The sequence below is a fragment of the Pedobacter yulinensis genome, assembly GCF_003029735.1.
Lineage (GTDB): Bacteria > Bacteroidota > Bacteroidia > Sphingobacteriales > Sphingobacteriaceae > Pedobacter > Pedobacter yulinensis.
Genome location: NZ_KZ686268.1, coordinates 1,480,031 through 1,502,761, shown reverse-complemented (window position 1 = coordinate 1,502,761; position 22,731 = coordinate 1,480,031). Strand labels below are relative to the sequence as shown.

The following is a 22,731-nucleotide window of genomic DNA, read 5'->3' as shown; positions in this document are numbered from 1 at the left end:
CATATGTATCAGATAACAAGAATGATGAAAATGATCCTCCCGGTGCTCGGATTATTTTTGTCTGTTGGTGCTGCAGCCCAGCAACAGATCACGCTTAAAGAGGCGTTGAACTATGCGGTGCAAAACAACACCAACGCAAAAAAAGCCCGCCTGGATATCGAAAAAGGTCGCGCGAGAACAGCTGAAGTTCGCGCACAGGCACTGCCTCAGATAACCGGTAACACAGGGCTTACCTACAATCCGGTAATCGGTTCGATCGTATTCGGCGACCAGGCCATCAGGCTCGGTCAGACCTGGAACTCGCAGATCGGTGCGCAGCTCGAGCAACAGATTTTTAACCAGCAGGTCTTTACCGGACTGCAGGCGGCAAAGGCTAGCGAATCTTATTATCAGTTAAACGCAAGCCTGACTGAAGAACAGGTGATCGAACAGGTGGCTAACAATTATTACCAGGTGCTGGTAAACCGTGAACAGCTGAGTGTCATTGACACGAACATTAAAAATGTGAAGGTTGTTGAACGGATCATCAATACCCAGTACAAGAGCGGACTCGCGAAAAAGATTGATGTTGACCGCATTAGGGTGAACCTGACCAACCTGGAAACGCAGCGTTCGCAGACCATCAATGCGATCACCCAGCTTGAAAACCAGCTGAAGTTTGCCATGGGTATGCCCGTTTCTGCACAGATCAGCCTGCCACGCACTGAGCTAAGCCAGATACAGCAGCTTCCAGAACCGGCCGACTCGATCAATGTCGACAACCGTACAGAAATGCAATTGATGAACACCCAGCGAAACCTGCTTACGCTGCAGCGTAAAGCTTATGTCGCAGAGTATTTTCCTACTCTGTCACTCTCCGGAAACTACACGTACGCGGCACAAAGCAACCGCTTTGACTACCTCGGAACCAACCCTGTGGCCATCGCCTTCGGCTCTTCTGCCATCGGTGTAACACTCCGCGTGCCGATCTTCAATGGTTTTGCAACCCGTTCAAGGATCCGTCAGGCTGATGTCGATATCCGTAAAATTGACAACGATATTTACGACACGAAAAACGGGCTGAACCTGGCCTATGAAAATGCCAAGCTTGAACTGCGCAATAGTTTTAACACGATCAACTCGCAACGCCAGAATGTGGCGCTTGCAGAAGAGATCTACCGCAGTACGCAGAACAACTACAACAACGGACTGGCAGCCTTAACTGACCTGCTTGACACCGAAAATGCGCTGACCCAGGCCCAGAACAGCTATACACAGGCGCTCTTGAATTACAAGATCGCTGAAATACAATTAATAAAATCAAACGGAAATATTAAATCATTATTGAAATGAAAAGAGGAATAATTACAGTCATTATCGTTATAGCTGTACTGGCGGGGATATTCTTTGTGTTGAGTAAAAACAAAGAGTCGAACGATGCCAAAACAGCCCTGGTGGCGCAAGGCGGCGGAGCGGTATCCGTACGTACCGCAGCAATTAAGAGAGAGCCAGTCGACCTTGACTTCAGCGCAAACGGCAACTTTATTCCTGTACAACAGCTGAACTTTGCTGCAGAGAACGCAGGTCGCGTGCGGAACATCTATGTAGAAGAAGGCAGCCGCGTCAGCAAAGGCCAGGTCCTGGCCCGTATTGATGCTGAACTGCTGAATACAGACAGGCAAACCGCCGAAGCAAATTACCAGAATGCAGTCCGCGACCTGGCCCGTTATGAAAGTTCTTTCAAAACAGGCGGTGTAACCCAGCAGCAACTGGACCAGGCAAAACTTTCGGCCCAGAATGCCAAACTACGTCTGCAACAGGAGAACAAAAAACTGAACGATGCCAATATCCGCTCATCGATCAACGGTATCGTAAACAAAAAAATGATCGAGGTAGGCGCAGTTGTTGCACCGGGCACACAGCTTTTTGAACTGGTAGACGTATCAAAACTGAAACTGAAGGTAAATGTGAACGAAAGCCAGGTTGCACAGCTTAAACTGGGCGACCGTGTTCAGATTCGCTCGAATGTTTTTCCTAACGATTCGTTCAGCGGGAAGATCACATTCATTGCCGCCAAGGCCGATGAGAGCCTGAACTTCCCGATCGAGATCGAAGTGGAAAACAAGAATAAAAACACCCTCAAAGCGGGTATGTACGGTACGGCCGTATTCAAATTTCCACAGGAAGCACCAATTATCACGGTTCCCCGGGGTGCATTCTTCGGCAGCGTAAGCAGCAACCAGGTTTTTGTACTGGAAAACGGAAAAACAGCAAAGCTTAGAAAAGTAGTGGCTGGCCGCATACTTGGCGACCGTGTCGAAGTTCTTGAAGGACTGAAAGAAGGCGAAACTGTCATCACGAGCGGCCAGATCAACCTGGTAGACGGCACCGAGGTAAGCGTAATAAAATAAACAGGTTTCCGGGAAACCGGGGCCGGGTGCCGGAAGGCACCACCTAAAACAAGTATCTCTGATGAAAATTACAGACATATCCATAAAACGCCCTTCTTTAGTTATCGTGGTTTTTACCGCGCTGACGCTGATGGGCTTGCTCAGCTATTTTTCGCTGAGTTATGAATTGCTTCCGAAGTTCTCGCCGAATGTCGTTTCAATTTCTACGATCTACCCGGGTGCTTCGCCAAATGAAGTGGAAAACACCGTTACCAAAAAAATCGAGGACGCGGTGGCCTCGATGGAGAACATCAAAAAGCTGAATGCCGTATCGTACGAAAGTTTGTCTGTGGTGACCATTACCATGACCGACGATGCCGACATCGATTATGCCCTGAACGATGCACAGCGAAAGGTAAACGCGATCCTGGCCGACCTGCCGGAAGATGTTGACCCGCCCTCGCTGAACAAGTTTTCACTTGATGACCTGCCGGTCATCACCATGTCTGCCTCAGGCAAGCTGGACGATGCTTCATTCTATGACCTGATCGATCAGCGCATTGCACCGGTCATCTCACGGGTTTCGGGCGTCGCCCAGGTTAACCTCGTCGGTGGTCAGGAAAGAGAAATCCAGGTTGGCCTGGACATCAAAAAACTGCAGGGTTACGGGCTTTCTGCTTTACAGGTACAGCAGGCCATCCTGGGCTCTAACCTCGACTTCCCGACAGGAAGCGTAAAAACCCAGAATGAAGACATTCTTATCCGGCTTTCGGGAAAATACAAGACAGTCGATGAACTGCGCAACCTGGTGCTGACTACCAATAAGGATGGTGCCCAGATTCGCCTTCGCGATATTGCTGATGTGCAGGATGCACAGAAAGACGTTGAAAAACTGGCCCGTATTGACCGTAAAGGCGCCATCGCGATCCAGATCATCAAACAGTCTGATGCAAACGCCGTAGAGGTGAGCGAAGGCGTTCATGCCATTATTGCCAAACTTCAACAGGATTATAAATCGATCGACCTGAAGATCAACATTGCGAACGACAGTTCGATCTTTACGCTGCAATCTGCAGACGCGGTTATCCATGACCTGATCCTGGCCATTGTGCTCGTTGCATTCGTGATGCTGTTCTTCCTGCACAGCTTGCGAAATGCATTGATCGTTATGGTATCAATTCCGGCGTCCCTGATTGCGACGTTTATCGGTATCAGCTTGTTGGGCTATACACTCAACCTGATGTCCCTTCTTGGTCTTTCGCTCGTTGTGGGTATTCTCGTCGACGACGCGATTGTGGTACTTGAGAACATCTACCGCCATATGGAAATGGGTAAAAACCGGGTTCGCGCTGCCTTTGACGGAACGAAAGAGATCGGCTTTACAGTTGTCTCGATCACGTTTGTAATCGTGGTGGTATTTTTCCCGATCGCGGTAAGTACCGGACTGGTTTCAAACATCCTGCGCCAGTTCTGCGTGGTCGTTATTATCGCAACACTCCTTTCACTGGTAGCCTCTTTCACCATCGTACCGTTGCTGTCTTCCCGTTTCGGCAAACTGGAGCGCATTGAAGGCAAAAACTTCTTCGGTAAGTTTATCCTTTGGTTTGAAAGACAACTTCAAAAATTTACCGTCTGGATCACAGGCGTGCTGAACTGGGCGCTGGATCACAAAGCCATTACCTTGATTACGGTTGTCGTGATGCTGATCGGCTCGTGCGGATTACTTGCTACCGGCTACATCGGTTCAGAATTTTTCCCAAAAAGTGATAAAGGTGAGTTTCTGGTGCAGCTGGAGCTGCCGAAAGATGCTTCGATTGAACAGACAAACCAGGCTACGCAAAGGGCCGAAGAATACCTGGTCAAGAAACCCGAAATTACCCAGATCATTACCACCGTTGGCCAGTCAAGTGGCGGCTTCGGCGGTTCGCAGGCTACAGCCTACAAATCTGAGATCAACGTAAGGCTTGTTGAAAAAGACAAGCGTGAAGACGATGCGACGATCTACGCGACGAAGGTAAGCCGCGAGCTTGCCCGCATCATGCCCGGCGTAAAACTCAAAACGGTGCCAATCAGTATTCTTGGTATCGCTGAAGATGCGCCGATCCAGCTTGTCGTCATGGGATCAGACCTTGACAGTGCCCTGAAATATGCAGAGGGTGCAAAAGCTGTCCTGGCACAGGTTGCAGGTGCATCTGAGATCGAGCTTTCAGTTGAAAAGGGAAGCCCGGAAATTAACGTACAGGTAGACCGTGATAAAATGTCTGCGCTCGGCCTGGACCTGCAAACCGTAGGTGGAACAATGCAAACATCGTTCAGTGGAAACACCGACGGTAAGTTCAGAAAGGGCGAGTATGAGTACGACATCAACATCCGGGCGCAGTCTTTTAACCGCCAGAACATCGATGACGTGCGAAACCTCATCTTTATCAATAACCAGGGCCAGCAGATCAAATTATCACAATTTGCCAACATCCAGGAAGGTTCAGGACCAAGCCTGCTCGAGCGCCAGGACAAGAGTACATCTGTTTCCGTTAAAGCGCAATCAGTCGGCCGCCCAACCGGTACCATCGTTGCCGAATTCCGCAGCAAACTTGAAGAGCTCGACAAAAACGGCAAACTCCGCAAGCCGGTTGGTGTAAGTTATACCTGGGGTGGTGATGAGGAAAACCAGGCAGAAGGTTTTGGTACCCTCGGTATTGCCCTGCTGGCCTCAATCCTGCTGGTATACTTCATCATGGTTGCGCTGTACGACAGTTTCGTTTATCCATTCGTGGTTATGTTCTCGATCCCGCTTTCGGTAATCGGGGCACTGCTTGCACTCGGTCTTACGAACAACTCGCTTGGTATCTTCACCATTCTTGGTCTGATCATGTTGATCGGCCTGGTAGCCAAAAACGCGATTATCCTGGTCGACTTTACCAACCAGATGAAAGCTGAAGGCAAAACCACCCGCGAAGCCCTTATCCTGGCCAACCACGCCCGTCTTCGCCCCATCCTGATGACGACGATCGCGATGGTTATCGGTATGCTTCCTATCGCCATTGCGAGCGGTGCGGGCGCCGAATGGAAAAATGGCCTGGCCTGGGTAATCATCGGCGGACTATCGAGCTCGCTCTTCCTGACGCTGATCATTGTACCAGTTATGTACCTCATTTTTGACCGCCTGCTCGAAAGGTTCGGCTTCAATAAGAAAGGCAAATCGATCGATGAAATGATGACCGAAGAATATACCCATAAAGACGTTCACGAATATGACGTCAACCTCACGCACCCGTCTCACTAGACGCCGTGAACATACACAGAAAGGACCCGAACGGGTCCTTTTTTCATTTCCGGCCCTTTGCTGCGCGGTGCGCGCCAAACATTTTGCAGCAATAAATTGTCTGTTACCTTATGGTAAAAAATCTGCTCCTTCTGGCCGTTGCGGTCATGTTCTTCCAGATCCCCTTCACATTTGCCCAGCATCCGCCCGTCTTTGAGGGCATGACCATAGACAGCAGCCGGTTCCAGGTAAGCGACCTTGCTTTGAACCTGGTCAAGTACAGTTACGGCGGCTCGAATGTCCGCTTTCTGACCATTCACGACGATGAAGATACAGGCGTAAAGGCGGCATTCGATTACATCCAGATAAATGGGGGGAGCATTGTAGACTGCCAGTATGGAAGTGTGCGCAATTTCCGTTTTACCTTTGAAACAGACACCTATCAGGTCGATCCCAATTCAATTTACACGAAAGAAGGAGTGAAATTAGGTCTGGAGAAATACAGTGAAATTGTCAGCAACCGCGCCATGCGCCTGCTCATGGATGCCGGCGAAGAGATATTGCGGGTTTACAACCATAAAGATCATGGTTATTTTATAACCCTGCACAACAATGCCGACGGTGGTTTCGGCATTAGTTCTTACCTGAAAGGTTATGAACTGGAATCTACCGCAGATTCTGTACACATCAACTTTGAAATGGACAACGACGACCTCATTTATGTAACCGACCTTCGTCTCTTCAATTACATCAAAAAGCAAAACGTGAATGTGATCCTGCAATCGAAGAACGCACTAAACGACGGCTCCATGTCTGTGTACGCACAAAAACACCACATTCCCTATATCAATGTCGAGGTGCAGCACGGCCACCGTGATGAGCACCTGCGCCTGCTCTCCATAGCAGTAGAGGCCATGCGCGCGATCGGCAAGATCAAAGACGATGTGGATTGACCCTATTTCGTATCGAGGCGAAAGTTAGCCGAACACACCGAAAAGCCAATTACCACCCCCATGAGCCCGGACAACAACAAGGCTTTTCCCAGCACACGGGTACGGTTGCCGAAGCATAAAATGCTGCCAATCAGGCATTGTGCGCCGCAAACAAAAAAAGGAAAGAATAGCGCCTCACCTTCGCCCAGCCAGCAAAGTAAGATCAGTAGGCCATCAGCCGCCAGGCACCAAAGAAATGTCTTTTTAAAGCTCATCCGTTTACCAGCAAAAGCGTACAGACCGAAAACCCGACAACAAGCAGGATGCTGCATGCAGCAAGCATGGCCTGTCCTAAAGTACGTTTGCCTGCATCGAAACACATGATGGTTCCGGCAAGCAGCTGACCTAAAAATGCGATCAGCAGCACGCCAAAAAATGATTCAGCGGCCAGGCTGGCCAGGATCAGCAAGATGTTGCCGCCAATGAGCATCAGTGTGTATTTCCAGAATTGGTTCATAGGCCAAAAGTTGAAGGCTGCTTCAGCTCTCTGAGCCGGCTTTCCTTGTCATCACGGTAAAGCAGGTTCATTGTTTCGAAAGGAATAATACGCCCGTCTTTGTGCACAATGTGTACACAACTTTTTTTGATGGCCCTGACATCAAAATCATAACCGTCTATAAAACGCATGATGATGATGCGAAAAAGATTGTCATAGTTCAGGCCGGGCGCTTCGATCTGCGGAAGGCAGCACATCAGGTCATTGATGTTTTCCTGCACCCGGTCAACAGAAATACCGGTACTGAAAATGCTGATCATATGTTCGTGCAGGGCGGCATCCTGTTCATAGACAATGGTGTTGCGGCTGTTGTTGAGCAGGTGCGCCGGGTCTACATACCTGGTCATGGGAAAAACCTCGCCCGCCAGTTTGAGCGCATAACCCATAACCAGTGCATCGGGATTACAGGGAACAGGGATCAGGTCATTTTCCTGAAAAATGGGGCTTTGTTCAAGGATTTTACGGCGCACGTCTGTCATTGTGATCCGGTCGGTTGCCGGATCGAAGTTTTCAAGCCTGCCGGCTATCTGGGTAGGCTGGAAAGTCACGCCCCGCACGCATCGCTGCTTCAGGGCAAAATCAATGATCTCCCCGATCTCATCATCATTCAAACCCTGCTGCAGCGTAACGACCAGGGTTGTCGACAGGTTCACCTCATTCAGGTGCTCGAGCGCCCTGAGCCTGGTATCTGTCAGGTCCTGTCCGCGCATTTGCATGAGCACCTCCGGCCTGAACGAATCAAACTGCAGGTAGATCTCAAAATCGGGCATGTAGGTCGCAAGCTTTCGGGTAAATTCCAGGTCTTTCGCAATCCTGATCCCGTTGGTATTGACCATCAGGTGTTTGATGGGCTTTTGTTTTGCAATGTCAAGAATGGCAAAAAAACCCGGGTGGATGGTTGGCTCGCCGCCGCTGATCTGCACCACGTCAGGCTTCCCCTCATTTTCCACGATAAGATCGAACATGCGTTCCACTTCCTGCAGCGTACGGTGCCTGCCGTAGTGTGGCGAGCTCATGGCGTAACATGTTGGGCAGCTGAGGTTGCAGCGGTCGGTGATCTCGACTACGGTGAGACAGCTGTGCTGCTCGTGGTCGGCACACAGCCCGCAATCGTACGGACAACCATAATGCGTACTCGTATTGAATTTTAGCGGCACCTCAGAAGGCTTGTTATAGTTGCGTATGTTTTTATAATATTCAATATCGGTAGCAATGAGTACGCGCATAAAGCCATGTTCCCTGCAGGTCTTGTGCATGTAGACGTTCCCGTCCTGGAATACGATCTTTGCATCAATGCGTTCCAGGCAATGCGGGCATAAACTCAGTGTGAAGTCGTAATAGGTATATGGTCTTTCAGGCATCAGGTAGGTGTTGATTGTTGTTTATAAATTTTCCTGCAGGCTGGGCCCGGTCTATTGCATACCAGACCAGGCCTGCTATACACGCCATTTGAATGGTCGACAAGCCCGTATCCCAGGAAAAATGCGGTTTTATAAAATCCAGCGTAAAACGGAATACCAGGTAAGCGATCATAAAAAAGCGGAACAAGCCGCCGGGTGCAGGAAGACGGTCTTGCTTTAGCCAGATTAAATATAACCAAAGCAGGCATAAAAACAGAATCTCATACAGGCTGACCGGATGGCGGGGGATGCCATCGCCCAGATCGATTGCCCAGGGTAAAGATGCGGGCAACCCGTGCGTTTGCTCGGCCAGCCCCATGCTGAAACAGCCCAGCCGCCCAATGATCAGCGCGAGGATGATCGGAAAAACGAACAGGTCGCCCGACCGGCGCGTCTCACCAACAATTTTTTTGGTCAGTTCTACACCAAACAGCCCACCGAGCAGGCCGCCGACAATGGTCTTATTTGTAAAGAAATACAATAGCCTTTGCCGGGAGGCGAGCATTTCAGGGTAATTTTCAAGCGCGCCCAGCAGCCGGCTCCCGATCAGGGCACCGAACATGCAGCCGATGATGATCCAAATGCGGTTTTCGCTGTCTATCTGGTCACCCTCCCTGCGGCGCAGCAGCAGGTAATACCTGAAACCGGCAAAAAAGGCCAGCCATTCTGCAATGGCGTGCAGGTAAAGGGTATGACCATTGATATCAAAAGCGATTGGGAAATTCAAGATAAGCAGCGGGGCCCATGCGCGCCCATGGGGCTAAAATAACAAAATAACCAAAGTGTTGGCTATTTAATTGATGGCTTTGATTCTCCCAACCATGAAACACATGAGCAAACCAAAGCAGCCAATCACCGCATACGAGTATTGCAGGTTGGAAAGGGCCGAAATGTAACCGATCAGCGGCGGGCCCATCAGAAAGCCAAGGTAACTGACGCTGGATACCATGGCAATGGCCATACCAGGCGCCACCTTCGCATTTTTGCCTGCAACGCTGTAAACAGTCGGCACAATACTCGACACACCGAGTCCCACCAGCATAAATCCGGCAGTAGCCGGAACGATGTAGGGAAAAAACACCGAAATAAACATGCCTGCCGAGATCACCAGACCACTGGTCTGCATGAGCCGGCGCCTGCCAAAACGATCAATAAGCCGGTCGCCAATGAACCGGCCGGTTGCCATCATGATCATAAAAGAAGCATAGCCGAGCACCACGAGCGAAGAAGGTGCATGAATGATCTCGCGGAAGTAAACTCCGCTCCAGTCAAACATGGCGCCTTCAGTAGCCATGCTGCAAAAACCGATAATGCCGAGCTGAACCAGCATGCCCTCGGGTTTGCTCAGAAACTTCTTGCGCGTCTGGGCTGCCGGGTCAATGCCCCCCGCCAGGAACTTAAAATTCAGAAAAACGTTCAGCCAGGACAGCATGGCAATGATCCAGAAATGGGTGTAAGGCGTCAGGCCAAGGTTGATCATCAGCAGGCCAAGCAGCGCGCCGCTAAAGCCGGCAATGCTCCAAACCCCATGAAACGAAGTCATGATGGGCTTCGGGAACAATTTTTCTGCCGCGACTCCCTGGGTATTCAATGAAATGTTACACATGTTGCCCACCACCCCAAATAAAAACAGGAACAGGAATAACTGCCAGTCTGAGGTGGCCAGGCCCAAATTGGTCAAAGCAAGGGCATAAAGCGGTACTGTTGCTGTAAGTACCTTTTCACTGCCGAACCGGGTCACGAGTCGGCCCGAAAACGGCATGGTCAGGAGCTGACCGAGCGGGAGGGCAAGCAGAATGCTGCCCAGCTGGGCATCAGACAAGTGGAGCGTATTTTTGATATCCGGAATGCGGCTGGCCCAGGATGCAAAGGCAATTCCCTGCCCGAAATAAAAAAGGGAAACGGCAAGCCGCACCCGGTTTGGGTATGACAGGCGGCCGCGCGGAGCTGGTTCGTTCTTTTGTCTCAAAACTTCCAAAAACATCTATGCTAAAAGGAACAGGGTTTCCCGTATCCCGGCTGTGCGCCGGTTAAAAAACAACGGGCCTGCCTGCAGGCCCGTCATCGTGGCAACTAAATATGAATAGGCCGGTTGTCGGTTGCTGCGAGTGCAGCTTCTTTCAGGGCCTCTGTGTACGTAGGGTGGGCATGGCAAATGCGCGCAATGTCTTCGGCAGAAGCACGGAACTCCATGGCAACAACCGCTTCGGCAATCATGTCTGCCGCCCGCGGACCGATCATGTGTACGCCCAGAATTTCGTCGGTTGCAGCATCGGCCAGTACCTTCACAAAACCGTCGGTATCCATGCTTGCTTTGGCGCGTCCGCTGGCCTTAAAAGGAAAAGATCCTGCTTTATACTTAACCCCGCGTTCTTTCAGCTGCTCTTCGGTCTCGCCTACCGAAGCAACTTCCGGCCAGGTATATACCACGCCCGGAATCAGGTTATAATTGATATGCGGCTTCTGACCGGCAATCCGTTCTGCAACATAAATACCCTCATCTTCTGCTTTGTGTGCAAGCATTGCCCCTTTAATGACATCGCCGATGGCATATACGCCTGCTACGGCTGTTTCCAGGTGTTCATTAACCGAAATTTTGTTTCCGCGATCTTCGGTCTTGATACCGATATTTTCCAGGCCCAGACCGTCGGTGTAAGCGGTTCGGCCTACGGCCACAATGCAGTAATCACCCTCAAGCGTGATCGCCTCGCCCTTGGCATTTTCCATTGAAACGGTTACCGTTTCACCGTTCGCCTGTGCACCGGTTACTTTGTGGCCGAGTAAAAATTCCATACCAAGCGATTTTTTCAGCACCCGTTGCAATTCCTTACCAAGACCGCCATCCATAGTTGGAATGATCGATTTCAGGTACTCTACAACCGATACCTTAGCGCCCAGACGTGCGTAAACAGACCCAAGCTCGAGCCCGATTACCCCACCACCAATAATGATCAGGTGTTTCGGAACTTCCTGCAGGTTCAGGGCCTCGGTCGAGGTAATGATACGCTGTTTATCGACCGGAAGGAAAGGAAGCGATGTCGGCTTTGAGCCGGTGGCGATGATGACATGACGTGTGGTAATGGTCTCCTCCTGGCCTGCCTCGTTCCGCACCACGATTGTATTTTTATCTTTGAATGAGCCTACGCCCTGGTAACTGTCTATTTTGTTCTTTTTGAACAGGTACTGGATGCCCGCCGTATTTTGCTGCACCACATCATCTTTACGGGCAATCATCTGCTTCATATCAACGCTGAGGTCTTTCAGACCGATGCCATGCGTACCAAAAGTATGGGCAGCATTGTGGTAATGTTCTGAGGAATCGAGCAGCGCTTTTGAGGGGATACAACCTACGTTGAGGCAGGTACCGCCGAAAGTCTTGTATTTCTCAATAACTGCAGTTTTAAGTCCCAACTGCGCGCACCGAATGGCGCTAACATATCCACCCGGACCGGAGCCGATCACAACGACGTCGTATTGCATAGATTTTTCGTTTTTTTGTTCGGGCAAAGGTAAGAAAAAACCTACAAAGCAGCAGGAAGTTAGCCCGGCCATTGGCCTTGGGCGCAAAGCCTTTTAAAAATGAGATTGTTGCGACTAACAAATCTTTTACCACCGGTTGCCACACTGCAAACGAACAATACCTATCTTAGCATCAAGACAAACCGGTGGTCCAGGTTCGCCGCTGCACAGCGCATCCCTGCACCCGGTTCGATAACCAATACCTCTAAATGAACACCAGATTTTCTTTTCTCGTCATCCTGTTTTTTCTGAGCCTGACGGCTGATGCGCAGGAAACCGACTCCGCCTACATTGCGCAGCACTACACAAAAGTTGAACGCCGCATTCCCATGCGGGATGGCATCAAGTTGTTCACTTCGATTTATCTGCCAAAAGATCAGTCCAGGAAATATCCGATCCTGCTCAACCGCACGCCTTATACGGTTGCTCCTTACGGCGAAGCCATGAAGACCTCGCTGGGACCTGATCCGCTTTTTGCGCGTGAAGGGTTCATTTTTGTGTACCAGGACGTGCGCGGGCGCTGGATGAGCGAAGGAACGTTTGACGACATTCGCCCCCATCAGGCAAAAAAAAACTCAAAAAAAGATATCGACGAAAGTACAGATACTTATGATACCATAGACTGGTTGTTAAAGAACGTCAAAGGCAATAACGGAAAAGCCGGCATGTATGGCATTTCTTATCCGGGCTTCTACTCAACCGCCGCCCTGCCTGGGGCGCATCCGGCACTCAGGGCAGTATCGCCGCAGGCTCCGGTAACAGATTGGTTTGTTGGCGATGACTTTCACCACAACGGCGCCCTGTTCCTGATGGATGCTTTTTCTTTTATGTCTTCTTTCGGCGTTCCCAGGCCAGCGCCCATTACGCCAGACCGGGGGCCGAAACCATTCGCCTATCCGGTCCAAGACAACTACCGCTTTTACCTGGAAGCAGGCAGCATCAAGAACCTGAAGGAAAAATACTTCGCAGACAGCATCCGGTTCTGGAACAACCTCTTTAAACACCCCAACCTGGACACCTTCTGGAAAGCCAGGGTTATTACCCCACACCTTACAGGCGTTAAACCTGCCGTTATGGTGGTGGGCGGTTTCTTCGATGCCGAAGATGCCTATGGCACCTTTGCCACCTATAAGGCTATTGAAAAGCAGAACCCAGGCGCGAATAACATCCTGGTAGCCGGACCCTGGTTCCACGGCGGCTGGGTGCGCTCGGCAGGCGATTTCTTTGGCGACATCCGTTTCGGCCAGGCAACGAGTACCTGGTACCAGCGAGAGCTGGAGCTGCCCTTTTTCAAACACCACCTGAAGGGCGAAGGTTCATTCAATCCGGCAGAAGCCACAATTTTTGTAACCGGGAGCAACACCTGGAAAAAATTCACAGCATGGCCGCCAAAAGAAACCGAGCAAAAGACGCTCTTTTTCCAGCCGGGCGGTAAACTCGGTTTTGATAAGCCACAACGCACAGATAGCTGGGATGAGTATGTTAGCGACCCGAACAAGCCGGTACCCTATCAGGACGGCGTGCAGCACCGCCGCAGCCGGGAATACATGATCGATGACCAGCGTTTTGCAGCCCGCCGTCCTGACGTAGTGGTTTACCAAAGCGATGTTCTAAGCGAAGACATCACCCTGGCGGGACCGCTTACTGCCGACCTCCTGGTATCGACCTCCGGTACCGACGCCGATTACGTTGTCAAATTGATCGATGTTTACCCCGAAAACGAACCCGATCCCCAGCCAAATCCGCAGAACGTGCTGATGGCCGGATACCAGATGCTTGTTCGCGGCGAGATCATGCGTGGCAAATACCGCAATAGTTTTGAAAAACCGGAGCCTTTTAGCCCGGGCGTGGTAACCCGGGTAAATTACAGCCTGCCAGATGTGGCACATACCTTTAAAAAGGGTCACCGCATTATGGTCCAGGTTCAAAATTCCTGGTTCCCGCTGGCCGACAGGAACCCGCAGAAATTTATGAACATTTACGATGCTGAGCCGGCAGACTTCCAGAAGGCAACCCAGCGAATTTACCATGACGTAAAAAATGCCTCATCTATTAAACTCACCGTCTTGAAATAATACCGATATGAAACGAACCTGTATTCTGCTGCGTATGCTGGCTGTGCTTGCACCCCTTTTTTATGCTGCACAAAGCAATGCGCAACTGCTGAAACCTAAGGAATCACACACCCGGGCAGATAGCCTGCGCGGCAAAATAACACCCCTGCGCAGCTGTTACGACATCAACTATTACCACCTCGATGTGCGTATGGATCTCGACGAAAAACGTGTTAGCGGCAGCAACCTCTTCGCCTTCACTGCTACCCAGGATTTTAACCGGCTGCAGTTTGATCTGTTTCCGGAGCTGAAAGTAGAAAAGGTCATTTACCAGGACAAAGAACTGCGCTTTACCCGCGAAGCAGCTGCGGTGTTCGTAACTTTCCCCAAGCCGATAAAAAAAGGCAGTAAGGATCGTTTTACAGTTGTCTATTCCGGCTCGCCGAAAATTGCCAAAAACGCACCCTGGGATGGAGGTTTTATTTACAAAACAGATAAGAGCGGCAATCCATGGGCATCAGTTGCCTGTCAGGGCCTGGGCGCAAGCGTGTGGTGGCCGAACAAGGACCACCAAAGCGATGAAGTAGACAGCATGCTCATTAGCATTGCTGTACCCAAGGGTCTGCAGGAAATCAGCAATGGGCGGCTCCGTGGCATTACCGACCTTAAAAATGGCTATGTACAGTACAATTGGTTTGTCGGAAACCCGATAAACAATTACAATGTGACGTTTTACATCGGCAGATATGCCCATTGGCAGGATTCTTATGAGGGCGAAAAAGGCAGGCTGGACCTCGATTTCTGGTCGCTCGCAGAAGACAGTACCCGCGCCAGGCCACACTGGGACCGCGATGTAAAACCCATGCTGAAATGTTTTGAACACTGGTTCGGCCCCTACCCCTTTTATGAGGATGGCTACAAACTTGTCCAGGCTCCGCACCTGGGTATGGAACACCAGAGTGCCGTGGCCTACGGCAACCAGTTCCGCAACGGCTACCTTGGCCGTGACCTCAGTGGTACCGGACATGGACTGAAATTCGACTTCATCACCGTGCATGAAAGCGGTCACGAATGGTTTGGCAATAACATTACCGCCAGAGACATTGCCGACATGTGGATCCACGAAAGTTTCACCAATTATTCGGAAACACTCTTCCTGGAGTGTCTGGAGAGCAGGGAGACCGGCTCTGCCTATGTACAGGGCATTCGCAAAGGCATTGCGAACGATGTTCCCATTATCGGCCCGTATGATGTCAACAAAGAAGGCTCAGGCGATATGTATCCGAAAGGTGCAAACATGATCCACACGATCAGGCAGCTCGTTGCTGACGATGAAAAATTCAGACAAATGCTGCGCGGACTCGGCAAGACCTTCTACCACCGCACCGTAACGACCGCCGAGATTGAAAATTTCATGAGCAAACAGAGCGGCATTGATCTTTCCAAAATTTTTGATCAATACCTCAGGCATACAAAACCGCCTGTACTGGAATATAAGATCCAGAACAACCAGCTGAGTTGCCGTTGGTCTGGCGTTGTTGCGGGCTTTAACATGCCGGTTAAAGTGGCAACAGACGGAAATACATTTACATGGATCAAACCCACCACCGATTGGAAGCTTGTCAGGGCCAGCAACCCGGCGAAGGCAGGCGGTGTCCTGGTCGATCCGAACTTTTACGTGCTGACGCAGGAAGTTCGCTAGGCGCAAACGTTTTGCTGAAACCAGCTGCTTGATTCAGGCCGGGTACGCCGCTGTCCCCGGTAAATTGATAAGAATGAGGTTGTCGCCCCTTGTTGGGACAACCTCATTTTGTTTTAAGGCCACACAGAACCCTGTTTTGACAAAATGTTAAATTTTCGAAAAGCTGCAACGAAACGGAATACGTTGCGTCTTATTAGAAAACGCACGCAGACCTAAAAACCAAGAACATGAAAAAGTTAATTACCTCTTGCCTGGCCTTTATTATAATCCTTTCTTACTCTATGAAGGCTGCCAGGCCTACAGAAATCAATAATTCCCGCCCCGCAAAGCAGCAGGTCAGGGATTTCCACGGTGTTGCCTCGGGTGGCAGCATTGATGTCGTGATACGCCTGGGCAACAGCGAATCGATCCGGTTCGAAGGCGACCAGGAGGCCATTTCTGAACTGGTTACCGAAAAAGAGGATGGTGTCCTGGTAATCAGGCCCAGCTCAAAGAAATGGTGGGATTGGGAAAAACGTTTCAAAAATTCCCGCGTAACGGCATACATCACAGCCAAAAAGCTTGACAAACTGATGATGGCAGGATCCGGTAACATGACAGTTAACGGCACGCTTTCCGGCCCATCACTGGCAGCCGTACTGAGCGGTTCAGGTAAAATCCAGGTCACCGCAAACATCAGCGGTAAAATGGAAAGTGCCATCAGCGGATCAGGAAGTGTCAATTTACAGGGAAAAGCGAACTATGCTGAAGTGGCCATTAGTGGGTCAGGCAGTTTGAATGGCAGAAGTTTCCAGGTGAATGACCTGCAAGCGGCGATCAGCGGATCAGGAAATATCTCCATGAGCGTTGGCAAAAGGCTCGACGCCGCCATCAGCGGTTCCGGGAACATACGTTATGCCGGCAGTCCTTCGGTTCAGAAACGCGTGGCCGGTTCAGGCAACGTGACCAGATTATAGTGCTTTCACACACAAATAAAAAACGTCCATACAGAGGTATGGACGTTTTTTATTAAAACCTGGTGTAAACCGCCAGCTGGACGATGTTATTTACAGTGTTGCCTGAGCGGCCTTTAACGGCCTGGTTCATGTACCCTGCCTCCAGGTCTACAGCTTTGCTGAACCGGTAACCCAGCGCGCCGTATGCCCGGTTTTGGTCGAACACTTTCCCGTTTAGCCGGTCTTTATTTTGAACATTCAGAAAGAACTCATTTTGAATCGCACCAAAGAAACCTTGCGTAAAAGGACCATTTGGTTTTTCAAACGGTACCAGAGCCCTGACGAAATAACGCAAACGCTGTGAAAAAATATCCGGCCCACCATTTAAGCCCTCAATAAATCGCTGTTCAAGCCGCGCGCGGTGGGTGATTCCGGCGGTCCTGATGGCGTGCGTAAAGATGTATTGTTCCCAGATGCGGTGTTCGGTTTGCAAGTTATCCTTAAATCCATCCATCTGGTGAAAGGTCGGTGTAAACAGGTAACCAACAATGACATTATGGTTCTTATTAAAAAAGTACTGGATACCAGGGCGGATCAGGACACTGCGCACGCCGTCCCATTCATCCTGACTGCGAACCTGCACGTCAAAATAGGCACCCCATTTTTCATTGATGCGTGTATTGTTCATAAACATGCCCCAGCCGGTTTGCTGGGTAACAGTTTGGGCGCTGACAGCCACGGGAAATAAGCAGGTTAAAAGAATAAGTATCTTCAAAAAACGCATATCAGGAAATTAAAAAAGGTTGTTCACTGCGCAACAACGTTTTGGGTAAACGCCGCTGCTGCGGTAAACAACCTCTGGTTAAAAAGAATTTCTTTATTTAAACGCCGAGCAGCAAACGTGCGGGATCTTCAAGCAATTGTTTTACGCGTACCAGGAAACCAACCGACTCGCGGCCATCGATAATGCGGTGGTCGTAAGACAGGGCTACGTACATCATCGGGCGGATCACCACTTCGCCTTTTTCGGCTACCGGGCGCTCCACGATGTTGTGCATACCTAAAATAGCAGATTGAGGGGCGTTAATGATCGGCGTAGACATCATAGAGCCAAAGACACCGCCATTTGTAATGGTAAAGGTGCCGCCGGTCATTTCTTCGATACTCAACTTGTTTTCGCGGGCTTTCAGGGCCAGTTCGAGTACTGCCTTTTCAATCTCAGCAAGACTCTTGCTTTCTGCATTGCGAACCACGGGTACAACCAGGCCTTTCGGTGCAGAAACGGCGATCGAGATATCGGCAAAATTGTTATACACAATCTCTTCGCCTTCAATACGGGCATTTACAGCAGGGAAGTCTTTCAGCGCTTCTGTTACCGCCTTGGTAAAGAAACTCATAAAGCCCAGGCCTACACCATGCTTTTCCTTGAATTGATCCTTGTATTTTCCGCGAAGGTCCATGATCGGTTTCATGTTGACCTCGTTGAATGTAGTGAGCATGGCAGTTTCATTCTTGACAGCGACCAGGCGTTTGGCAACAGTCTTGCGCAGTGGCGACATTTTTTCACGACGCTCAGAACGCGCACCTGAAGGCGCGGGCGCTGTAGCAGGAGCAGCTGCGGCGGGCTTGGCAGGCTCCGCCTTTTTGCCGGCTTCGGCTTTCTGTGCATCTTCTTTAGTAATGCGGCCATCTACACCTGTTCCCTGTACATGGGCAGGATCAACACCTTTTTCGGCAAGAATTTTTCCTGCTGCTGGGGATGGAGTTCCCGAAGCATAACTTTCTTTAGACTCTTTAACCGGCGATGCTGCCTTTTCTTCGGCTGCTGCTGGCTGTTTGTCGGCCGCTTCCTGCTTTGCCGGGGCTGCACCGCCCGCTTCGATTGTACAAACCACTGCACCGATCTCAAGCGTGTCTCCTTCGGCAGCAATGGTCTTCAAAGTTCCTGCCTGCTCGGCAGTGAGTTCAAATGTGGCTTTGTCAGATTCCAGCTCTGCAATCACTTCATCCATCTCAACGGCCTCGCCATCATTTTTTATCCAGCGGGATAAAACGACTTCGGTGATCGACTCACCTACGGGCGGAACTTTTATTTCTATGCTCATATTTTATGCGATTATCTAAATATAAAGATCAAACTAATGGACTAATCTACGCTGAAAACTTTGTTTACTGATTTCTTGGCGATTTTCTTTTCCTGTTCGCTTACCTGGGTTTCGAACGCCTTAGCCAGGATGTACGCCTGCTGGTTTGCATGTTGTTTGGCGTAACCGGTTGCGGTACTGCTGCTTTCCTTGCGTGAAATGACGTCGATGTGGCTCAGCGATGTCTTGCGCAGCCTTCGCAGCAGGTATGGCCAGGCGCCCATGTTTTCAGGTTCTTCCTGCACCCAGACAATATCGTCTGCATGTTTGTACTTCTTCACTACTGCTTCCATCTGTTCAACTGGCGTCGGATAAAGCTGTTCTACACGAACAATGGCCACATTTTTAATCTGATCTGCCTTTTGTTTTTCGGCAAGCTCATAGTAGATTTTGCCACTGCAGAAAATAACTCTCTTCACATCGCCTGCTTTAACGTGCTGATCGGCAATAACTTCTTTGAAGCCCCCGGCAGTAAAATCGGCAAGCGGCGATACGCACTGCGGATGACGCAGCAGGCTTTTTGGCGAGAAAACGACAAGCGGCTTGCGGAAATCACGCTTAAACTGCCGACGCAGCACATGGAAGAAATTGGCTGGCGTGGTACAATTGACAACCTGCATGTTGTAGTCAGCACACAGTTCCATGAAACGCTCAATGCGCGCTGAAGAGTGTTCCGGCCCCTGTCCTTCATAACCATGTGGCAACAGCATAACCAGACCATTTTCCCGCTGCCATTTCGTTTCGGCACTGGCAATGTACTGGTCAATGACGATCTGGGCGCCGTTAAAGAAATCGCCAAACTGCGCTTCCCAAATGGTTAAGGCGTTCGGGTTGGCCATGGCATAACCATATTCAAAACCCAGCACACCGTATTCAGACAGGTGGGAGTTGTAAATATCAAAAGGGGCCTGCTGGTCGGATAAATTAGCCAGCGGGATATACTCTTCTTCAGAATCTTCAAGGGTCAGCACCGCATGGCGATGCGAAAAAGTGCCGCGCTCCACATCCTGTCCGCTCAGGCGCACACGCTTGCCCTCTGCAAGCAGGGTCCCGTAGGCGAGTTGTTCGCCCATGGCCCAATCAAAAACTTCTGTTTCCTCGACCATCTTGCGGCGTTCGTCAAACAGTTTTTCAATTTTACGGAAGAACTTTTTGTCGGCAGGAAGGCTTGTAACCCGTTTACCGATCTCGAGCAAGGTCGATTTTTTCACAGATGTGTCCGGCGACTCGTTAAAGTCATTCGGGGTAGCCATGCGCATGTCTGCCCAGGCCCCGCCAAACTTCACTTCAGTACTGGTCGTGGTGACTTCTTTTGCCTCATTCAGGCGTTCCTGCAGCATAGCGCGGAATTCCTTCTCCATTTCTTTGGCCAGGCCTGCCTCAAGTTTACCTTCTTTGGTAAGCTGCTGCACGTAAATTTCGCGCGGATTGGGGTGTTTTTCTATGGTTTTATAAAGAAGCGGCTGTGTAAATTTAGGTTCGTCAGATTCGTTGTGACCAAACCGGCGGTAGCACAGAATGTCAATGAATACGTCATTCCTGTACTTCTGGCGGTATTCCATAGCCAGGTTGATGGCATAAACAAGTGCCTCCACATCGTCGCCGTTTACATGAAACACCGGCGACAAGGTAACCTTTGCAATATCTGTACAATAGGTACTGGTACGCGCATCTTTATAATTGGTCGTAAAACCAATCTGGTTGTTGATGATCAGGTGAATCGTACCCCCGGTTTTGTAACCTTCCAGGCCGGCCATCTGGATGACCTCATACACAATGCCTTGTCCGGCAATTGAAGCATCGCCATGAATCAGGATCGGTGCAATGCGGGCATTGTCGCCGCCATATTTAAAGTCGATCTTAGACCTGGTCATGCCTTCCACGACAGAATTTACTGTTTCCAGGTGCGAGGGGTTGGGGCACAGGCTCAGGTGAACACTTTTGCCGTCGTTTGTATTGACATCGGTCGAATAACCGAGGTGGTACTTCACGTCGCCGCCGAACGGCGAATCTGCGCTGTACCCCTTACCTTCAAACTCAGCAAAAATGTCTTTATACGTTTTCTGCATGATGTTGGCAAGAACGTTCAGGCGGCCGCGGTGTGCCATACCGATCACAAATTCTTCAATACCCAGATCTGCTCCTTTTTCAATAACAGAATCAAGTGCAGGAATCAGGGCCTCGGCACCTTCAAGTGAAAAACGTTTCTGTCCGAGGAATTTGGTGCCAAGGAAATTTTCGAAACTTACGGCCTGGTTCAGTTTGGTCAGAATCCGTTTTTTCTCCTCAATTGAGAAGTTTGGCGTATTGCGCACCGACTCCATTTTTTCCTGGAGCCAGCTTAGCACCTCGGGGGTGCGTAAAAATTTAAATTCAGCCCCGATAGACCTTTTATAGGTCTGCTCAAGCAGGCTGATGATGTCTTTCAGTTTCGCAGGACCGATACCAATTTCCACCCCAGCATTGAATACCGTTTCCAGGTCGGCATCAGAAAGGCCGAAGTTCGAAAGTTCCAGGGTCGGCAAATGCTTGCGGCGCTCGCGCACAGGGTTGGTATGCGTAAAAAGGTGTCCCCTGGTCCGGTACCCGTCGATCAGGTTCAGCACATTCACCTCTTTCAGAAAATGTTCTGGCGTATCGGCACTGGCGGCAGCGGGCTCTGAACCACGGCCAAAATCGAAGCCTTCAAAAAATTTCTGCCATCCAAACTCGACCGAAGCCGGATCTTTCTGGTAAGACTGGTATAATGACTCAATATATTCGGCGTTGGCACCGTTCAGGTAGGAAAAATGATCCATTACGATTGTTGTTTATAGCTTGGCAAAATTAGAACTTTAGGCCGTAAATGCCTATGAATAGTCCAATTAATTTAACAAAAAAGGCATTTTAGGCTTGTGCCGGATTGGCCAGCTGGCTGGCAAAATCAACCAGTTCGCAGACGTTCTTAAGCGGGATCAGCCGTTCGTTTGTCACGATATCGAACTCCGAGATCAGGCTGCCCGCAACGATGAGCGGTACCTCCAGGTAGTGCATCAATTTTTCCAGCATTTTATTCAGATCCTTATCTAAGCGCAGTGATGTCAGCACCGACAGCACATAGTCTGGCTGGTAATGTGCAACCACCGCTTTCAGGTCATCATAATCAACGTTCGGCCCGAGGTAAAGCGTCTCGTGGCCACATGATTTGAGCAGGTAGCGGGCAAAAATCAGCCCTGTCTCGTGGCTTTCCTCTTCGGGCAGGAAAAGCAGGAAACGCTTGGGGTTTTCATCTTTGCGGTTACCTAGTTTCTCGATCTCTACAATGATGCGTTCACGGATCAGGTTGGATGCGAAATGCTCATGCGAAGGATTCATTGTTTTGGTCTGCCACAGCATCCCGATCTTCTTCATGAACGGAAAAAGCACCTGATCCATTGTATTGGTCAGTCCAGACTCGCTGATACATCCATCCAGTATTTTATTAAATGCGGCCTCATCATACTGCAGCACCGCATTGGATAACATTTGCACCTGTACCGAATCATTGGTTCTGTTCGCCTGCAGTTGTGCAACTAAGGAGTTGACCTTATCCTGTCCCAGCTTGGCGATCTTGCTGATTTTATATCCGCTCTCGTTCAAGGTGGCGATATTAAGCAGCTGCTTCAGGTCGTCCTCGTTGTAGTAACGAATATTTGTCGCGGTGCGTTTAGCAGGCACAAGATTGTATCTCAACTCCCAGATACGAATTGTATGGGCTTTGATACCGGTCAAGTTTTCGATGTCACTTATGGAGAATTTTCTCAATTACCCTGGTTTTAAACAAACTTAAACAAATTAGTATTAAAACCTTTTTTTGTTTAGTTTGTTTGGGTCAATTTG

16 protein-coding genes are annotated in these 22,731 nt (G+C 50.0%); 7 read left to right on the top strand and 9 right to left on the bottom strand.

Annotation, left to right across the window (positions count from 1 at the left end):
• Positions 1–3: 3 nt before the first annotated feature.
• From C7T94_RS06645 to C7T94_RS06630, 4 genes are all read left to right on the top strand, one after another.
• Entirely contained in the window at positions 4–1,332 is a 1,329-nt protein-coding gene (locus tag C7T94_RS06645; RefSeq protein ID WP_107214482.1) for a TolC family protein, read from the top strand.
• Positions 1,329–2,390, top strand: a complete 1,062-nt coding sequence (locus C7T94_RS06640) for an efflux RND transporter periplasmic adaptor subunit (RefSeq protein ID WP_107214481.1) — start codon at positions 1,329–1,331, stop codon at positions 2,388–2,390. The genes C7T94_RS06645 and C7T94_RS06640 overlap by 4 nt, the downstream gene beginning before the upstream one ends.
• 61 nt (positions 2,391–2,451) lie before the next feature.
• The gene (locus C7T94_RS06635; protein WP_107214480.1) at positions 2,452–5,652 is read left to right on the top strand and encodes an efflux RND transporter permease subunit; all 3,201 of its coding nucleotides are present in this window, start codon (positions 2,452–2,454) and stop codon (positions 5,650–5,652) included.
• A 110-nt stretch (positions 5,653–5,762) separates the two neighbouring features.
• Entirely contained in the window at positions 5,763–6,584 is an 822-nt protein-coding gene (locus tag C7T94_RS06630) for a hypothetical protein (protein WP_239494944.1), read from the top strand.
• A 250-nt stretch (positions 6,585–6,834) separates the two neighbouring features.
• Here C7T94_RS06630 and C7T94_RS06620 read toward each other — a convergent pair whose 3' ends face one another.
• From C7T94_RS06620 to lpdA, 5 genes are all read right to left on the bottom strand, one after another.
• Positions 6,835–7,080 carry a hypothetical protein gene (locus C7T94_RS06620; protein WP_107214478.1) on the bottom strand — a complete coding sequence of 82 codons (246 nt, stop codon included), beginning with the start codon at positions 7,078–7,080 and terminating at the stop codon, positions 6,835–6,837.
• A complete protein-coding gene (locus C7T94_RS06615) occupies positions 7,077–8,480 on the bottom strand; it encodes a radical SAM protein (protein WP_107214477.1) in 1,404 nt (467 codons plus the stop codon). The genes C7T94_RS06620 and C7T94_RS06615 overlap by 4 nt, the downstream gene beginning before the upstream one ends.
• Positions 8,473–9,246, bottom strand: coding sequence for a prolipoprotein diacylglyceryl transferase (locus C7T94_RS06610; protein WP_107214476.1), 774 nt, complete (start codon positions 9,244–9,246; stop codon positions 8,473–8,475). The genes C7T94_RS06615 and C7T94_RS06610 overlap by 8 nt, the downstream gene beginning before the upstream one ends.
• Positions 9,247–9,312: 66 nt before the next feature.
• Positions 9,313–10,497 carry an MFS transporter gene (locus C7T94_RS06605; protein WP_239494943.1) on the bottom strand — a complete coding sequence of 395 codons (1,185 nt, stop codon included), beginning with the start codon at positions 10,495–10,497 and terminating at the stop codon, positions 9,313–9,315.
• 95 nt (positions 10,498–10,592) lie between these two features.
• Positions 10,593–11,999, bottom strand: coding sequence for a dihydrolipoyl dehydrogenase (gene lpdA / locus C7T94_RS06600; protein ID WP_107214714.1), 1,407 nt, complete (start codon positions 11,997–11,999; stop codon positions 10,593–10,595).
• 248 nt (positions 12,000–12,247) lie between these two features.
• Between lpdA and C7T94_RS06595 the strand changes: the two genes are divergently transcribed.
• The 3 genes from C7T94_RS06595 to C7T94_RS06585 all read left to right on the top strand — a co-directional run bounded on the left by C7T94_RS06595 (position 12,248) and on the right by C7T94_RS06585 (position 16,750).
• Positions 12,248–14,113 carry a CocE/NonD family hydrolase gene (locus C7T94_RS06595; RefSeq protein WP_107214474.1) on the top strand — a complete coding sequence of 622 codons (1,866 nt, stop codon included), beginning with the start codon at positions 12,248–12,250 and terminating at the stop codon, positions 14,111–14,113.
• Positions 14,114–14,120: 7 nt separating this feature from the next.
• Positions 14,121–15,794: a M1 family metallopeptidase gene (locus C7T94_RS06590; RefSeq protein ID WP_107214473.1), complete on the top strand. Its 1,674-nt coding sequence runs from the start codon at positions 14,121–14,123 to the stop codon at positions 15,792–15,794.
• A 227-nt stretch (positions 15,795–16,021) separates the two neighbouring features.
• Positions 16,022–16,750, top strand: a complete 729-nt coding sequence (locus tag C7T94_RS06585; RefSeq protein WP_107214472.1) for a head GIN domain-containing protein — start codon at positions 16,022–16,024, stop codon at positions 16,748–16,750.
• A gap of 52 nt (positions 16,751–16,802) precedes the next feature.
• Here C7T94_RS06585 and C7T94_RS06580 read toward each other — a convergent pair whose 3' ends face one another.
• The 4 genes from C7T94_RS06580 to C7T94_RS06565 form a co-directional block, all read right to left on the bottom strand.
• Positions 16,803–17,423, bottom strand: a complete 621-nt coding sequence (locus C7T94_RS06580; RefSeq protein WP_239494942.1) for a DUF2490 domain-containing protein — start codon at positions 17,421–17,423, stop codon at positions 16,803–16,805.
• Positions 17,424–17,610: 187 nt separating this feature from the next.
• Complete coding sequence (gene odhB / locus C7T94_RS06575) at positions 17,611–18,834, bottom strand: 2-oxoglutarate dehydrogenase complex dihydrolipoyllysine-residue succinyltransferase (RefSeq protein WP_107214471.1); 1,224 nt, start codon at positions 18,832–18,834, stop codon at positions 17,611–17,613.
• Between the two features lie 41 nt (positions 18,835–18,875).
• Positions 18,876–21,671 carry a 2-oxoglutarate dehydrogenase E1 component gene (locus C7T94_RS06570; protein ID WP_107214470.1) on the bottom strand — a complete coding sequence of 932 codons (2,796 nt, stop codon included), beginning with the start codon at positions 21,669–21,671 and terminating at the stop codon, positions 18,876–18,878.
• 88 nt (positions 21,672–21,759) lie between these two features.
• Entirely contained in the window at positions 21,760–22,656 is an 897-nt protein-coding gene (locus C7T94_RS06565) for a MerR family transcriptional regulator (protein ID WP_107214469.1), read from the bottom strand.
• Between the last annotated feature and the right edge of the window lie 75 nt (positions 22,657–22,731).

Bases quoted from the DNA above. Each gene is read 5' to 3' on its own strand.
- C7T94_RS06645 (WP_107214482.1), top strand. From the start codon at position 4: ATGTATCAGATAACAAGAATGATGAAAATGATCCTCCCGGTGCTCGGA.
- C7T94_RS06640 (WP_107214481.1), top strand. From the start codon at position 1,329: ATGAAAAGAGGAATAATTACAGTCATTATCGTTATAGCTGTACTGGCG.
- C7T94_RS06635 (WP_107214480.1), top strand. From the start codon at position 2,452: ATGAAAATTACAGACATATCCATAAAACGCCCTTCTTTAGTTATCGTG.
- C7T94_RS06630 (WP_239494944.1), top strand. From the start codon at position 5,763: ATGGTAAAAAATCTGCTCCTTCTGGCCGTTGCGGTCATGTTCTTCCAG.
- C7T94_RS06620 (WP_107214478.1), bottom strand. From the start codon at position 7,080: ATGAACCAATTCTGGAAATACACACTGATGCTCATTGGCGGCAACATC.
- C7T94_RS06615 (WP_107214477.1), bottom strand. From the start codon at position 8,480: ATGCCTGAAAGACCATATACCTATTACGACTTCACACTGAGTTTATGC.
- lpdA (WP_107214714.1), bottom strand. From the start codon at position 11,999: ATGCAATACGACGTCGTTGTGATCGGCTCCGGTCCGGGTGGATATGTT.
- C7T94_RS06595 (WP_107214474.1), top strand. From the start codon at position 12,248: ATGAACACCAGATTTTCTTTTCTCGTCATCCTGTTTTTTCTGAGCCTG.
- C7T94_RS06590 (WP_107214473.1), top strand. From the start codon at position 14,121: ATGAAACGAACCTGTATTCTGCTGCGTATGCTGGCTGTGCTTGCACCC.
- C7T94_RS06585 (WP_107214472.1), top strand. From the start codon at position 16,022: ATGAAAAAGTTAATTACCTCTTGCCTGGCCTTTATTATAATCCTTTCT.
- C7T94_RS06580 (WP_239494942.1), bottom strand. From the start codon at position 17,423: ATGTTTATGAACAATACACGCATCAATGAAAAATGGGGTGCCTATTTT.
- odhB (WP_107214471.1), bottom strand. From the start codon at position 18,834: ATGAGCATAGAAATAAAAGTTCCGCCCGTAGGTGAGTCGATCACCGAA.
- C7T94_RS06570 (WP_107214470.1), bottom strand. From the start codon at position 21,671: ATGGATCATTTTTCCTACCTGAACGGTGCCAACGCCGAATATATTGAG.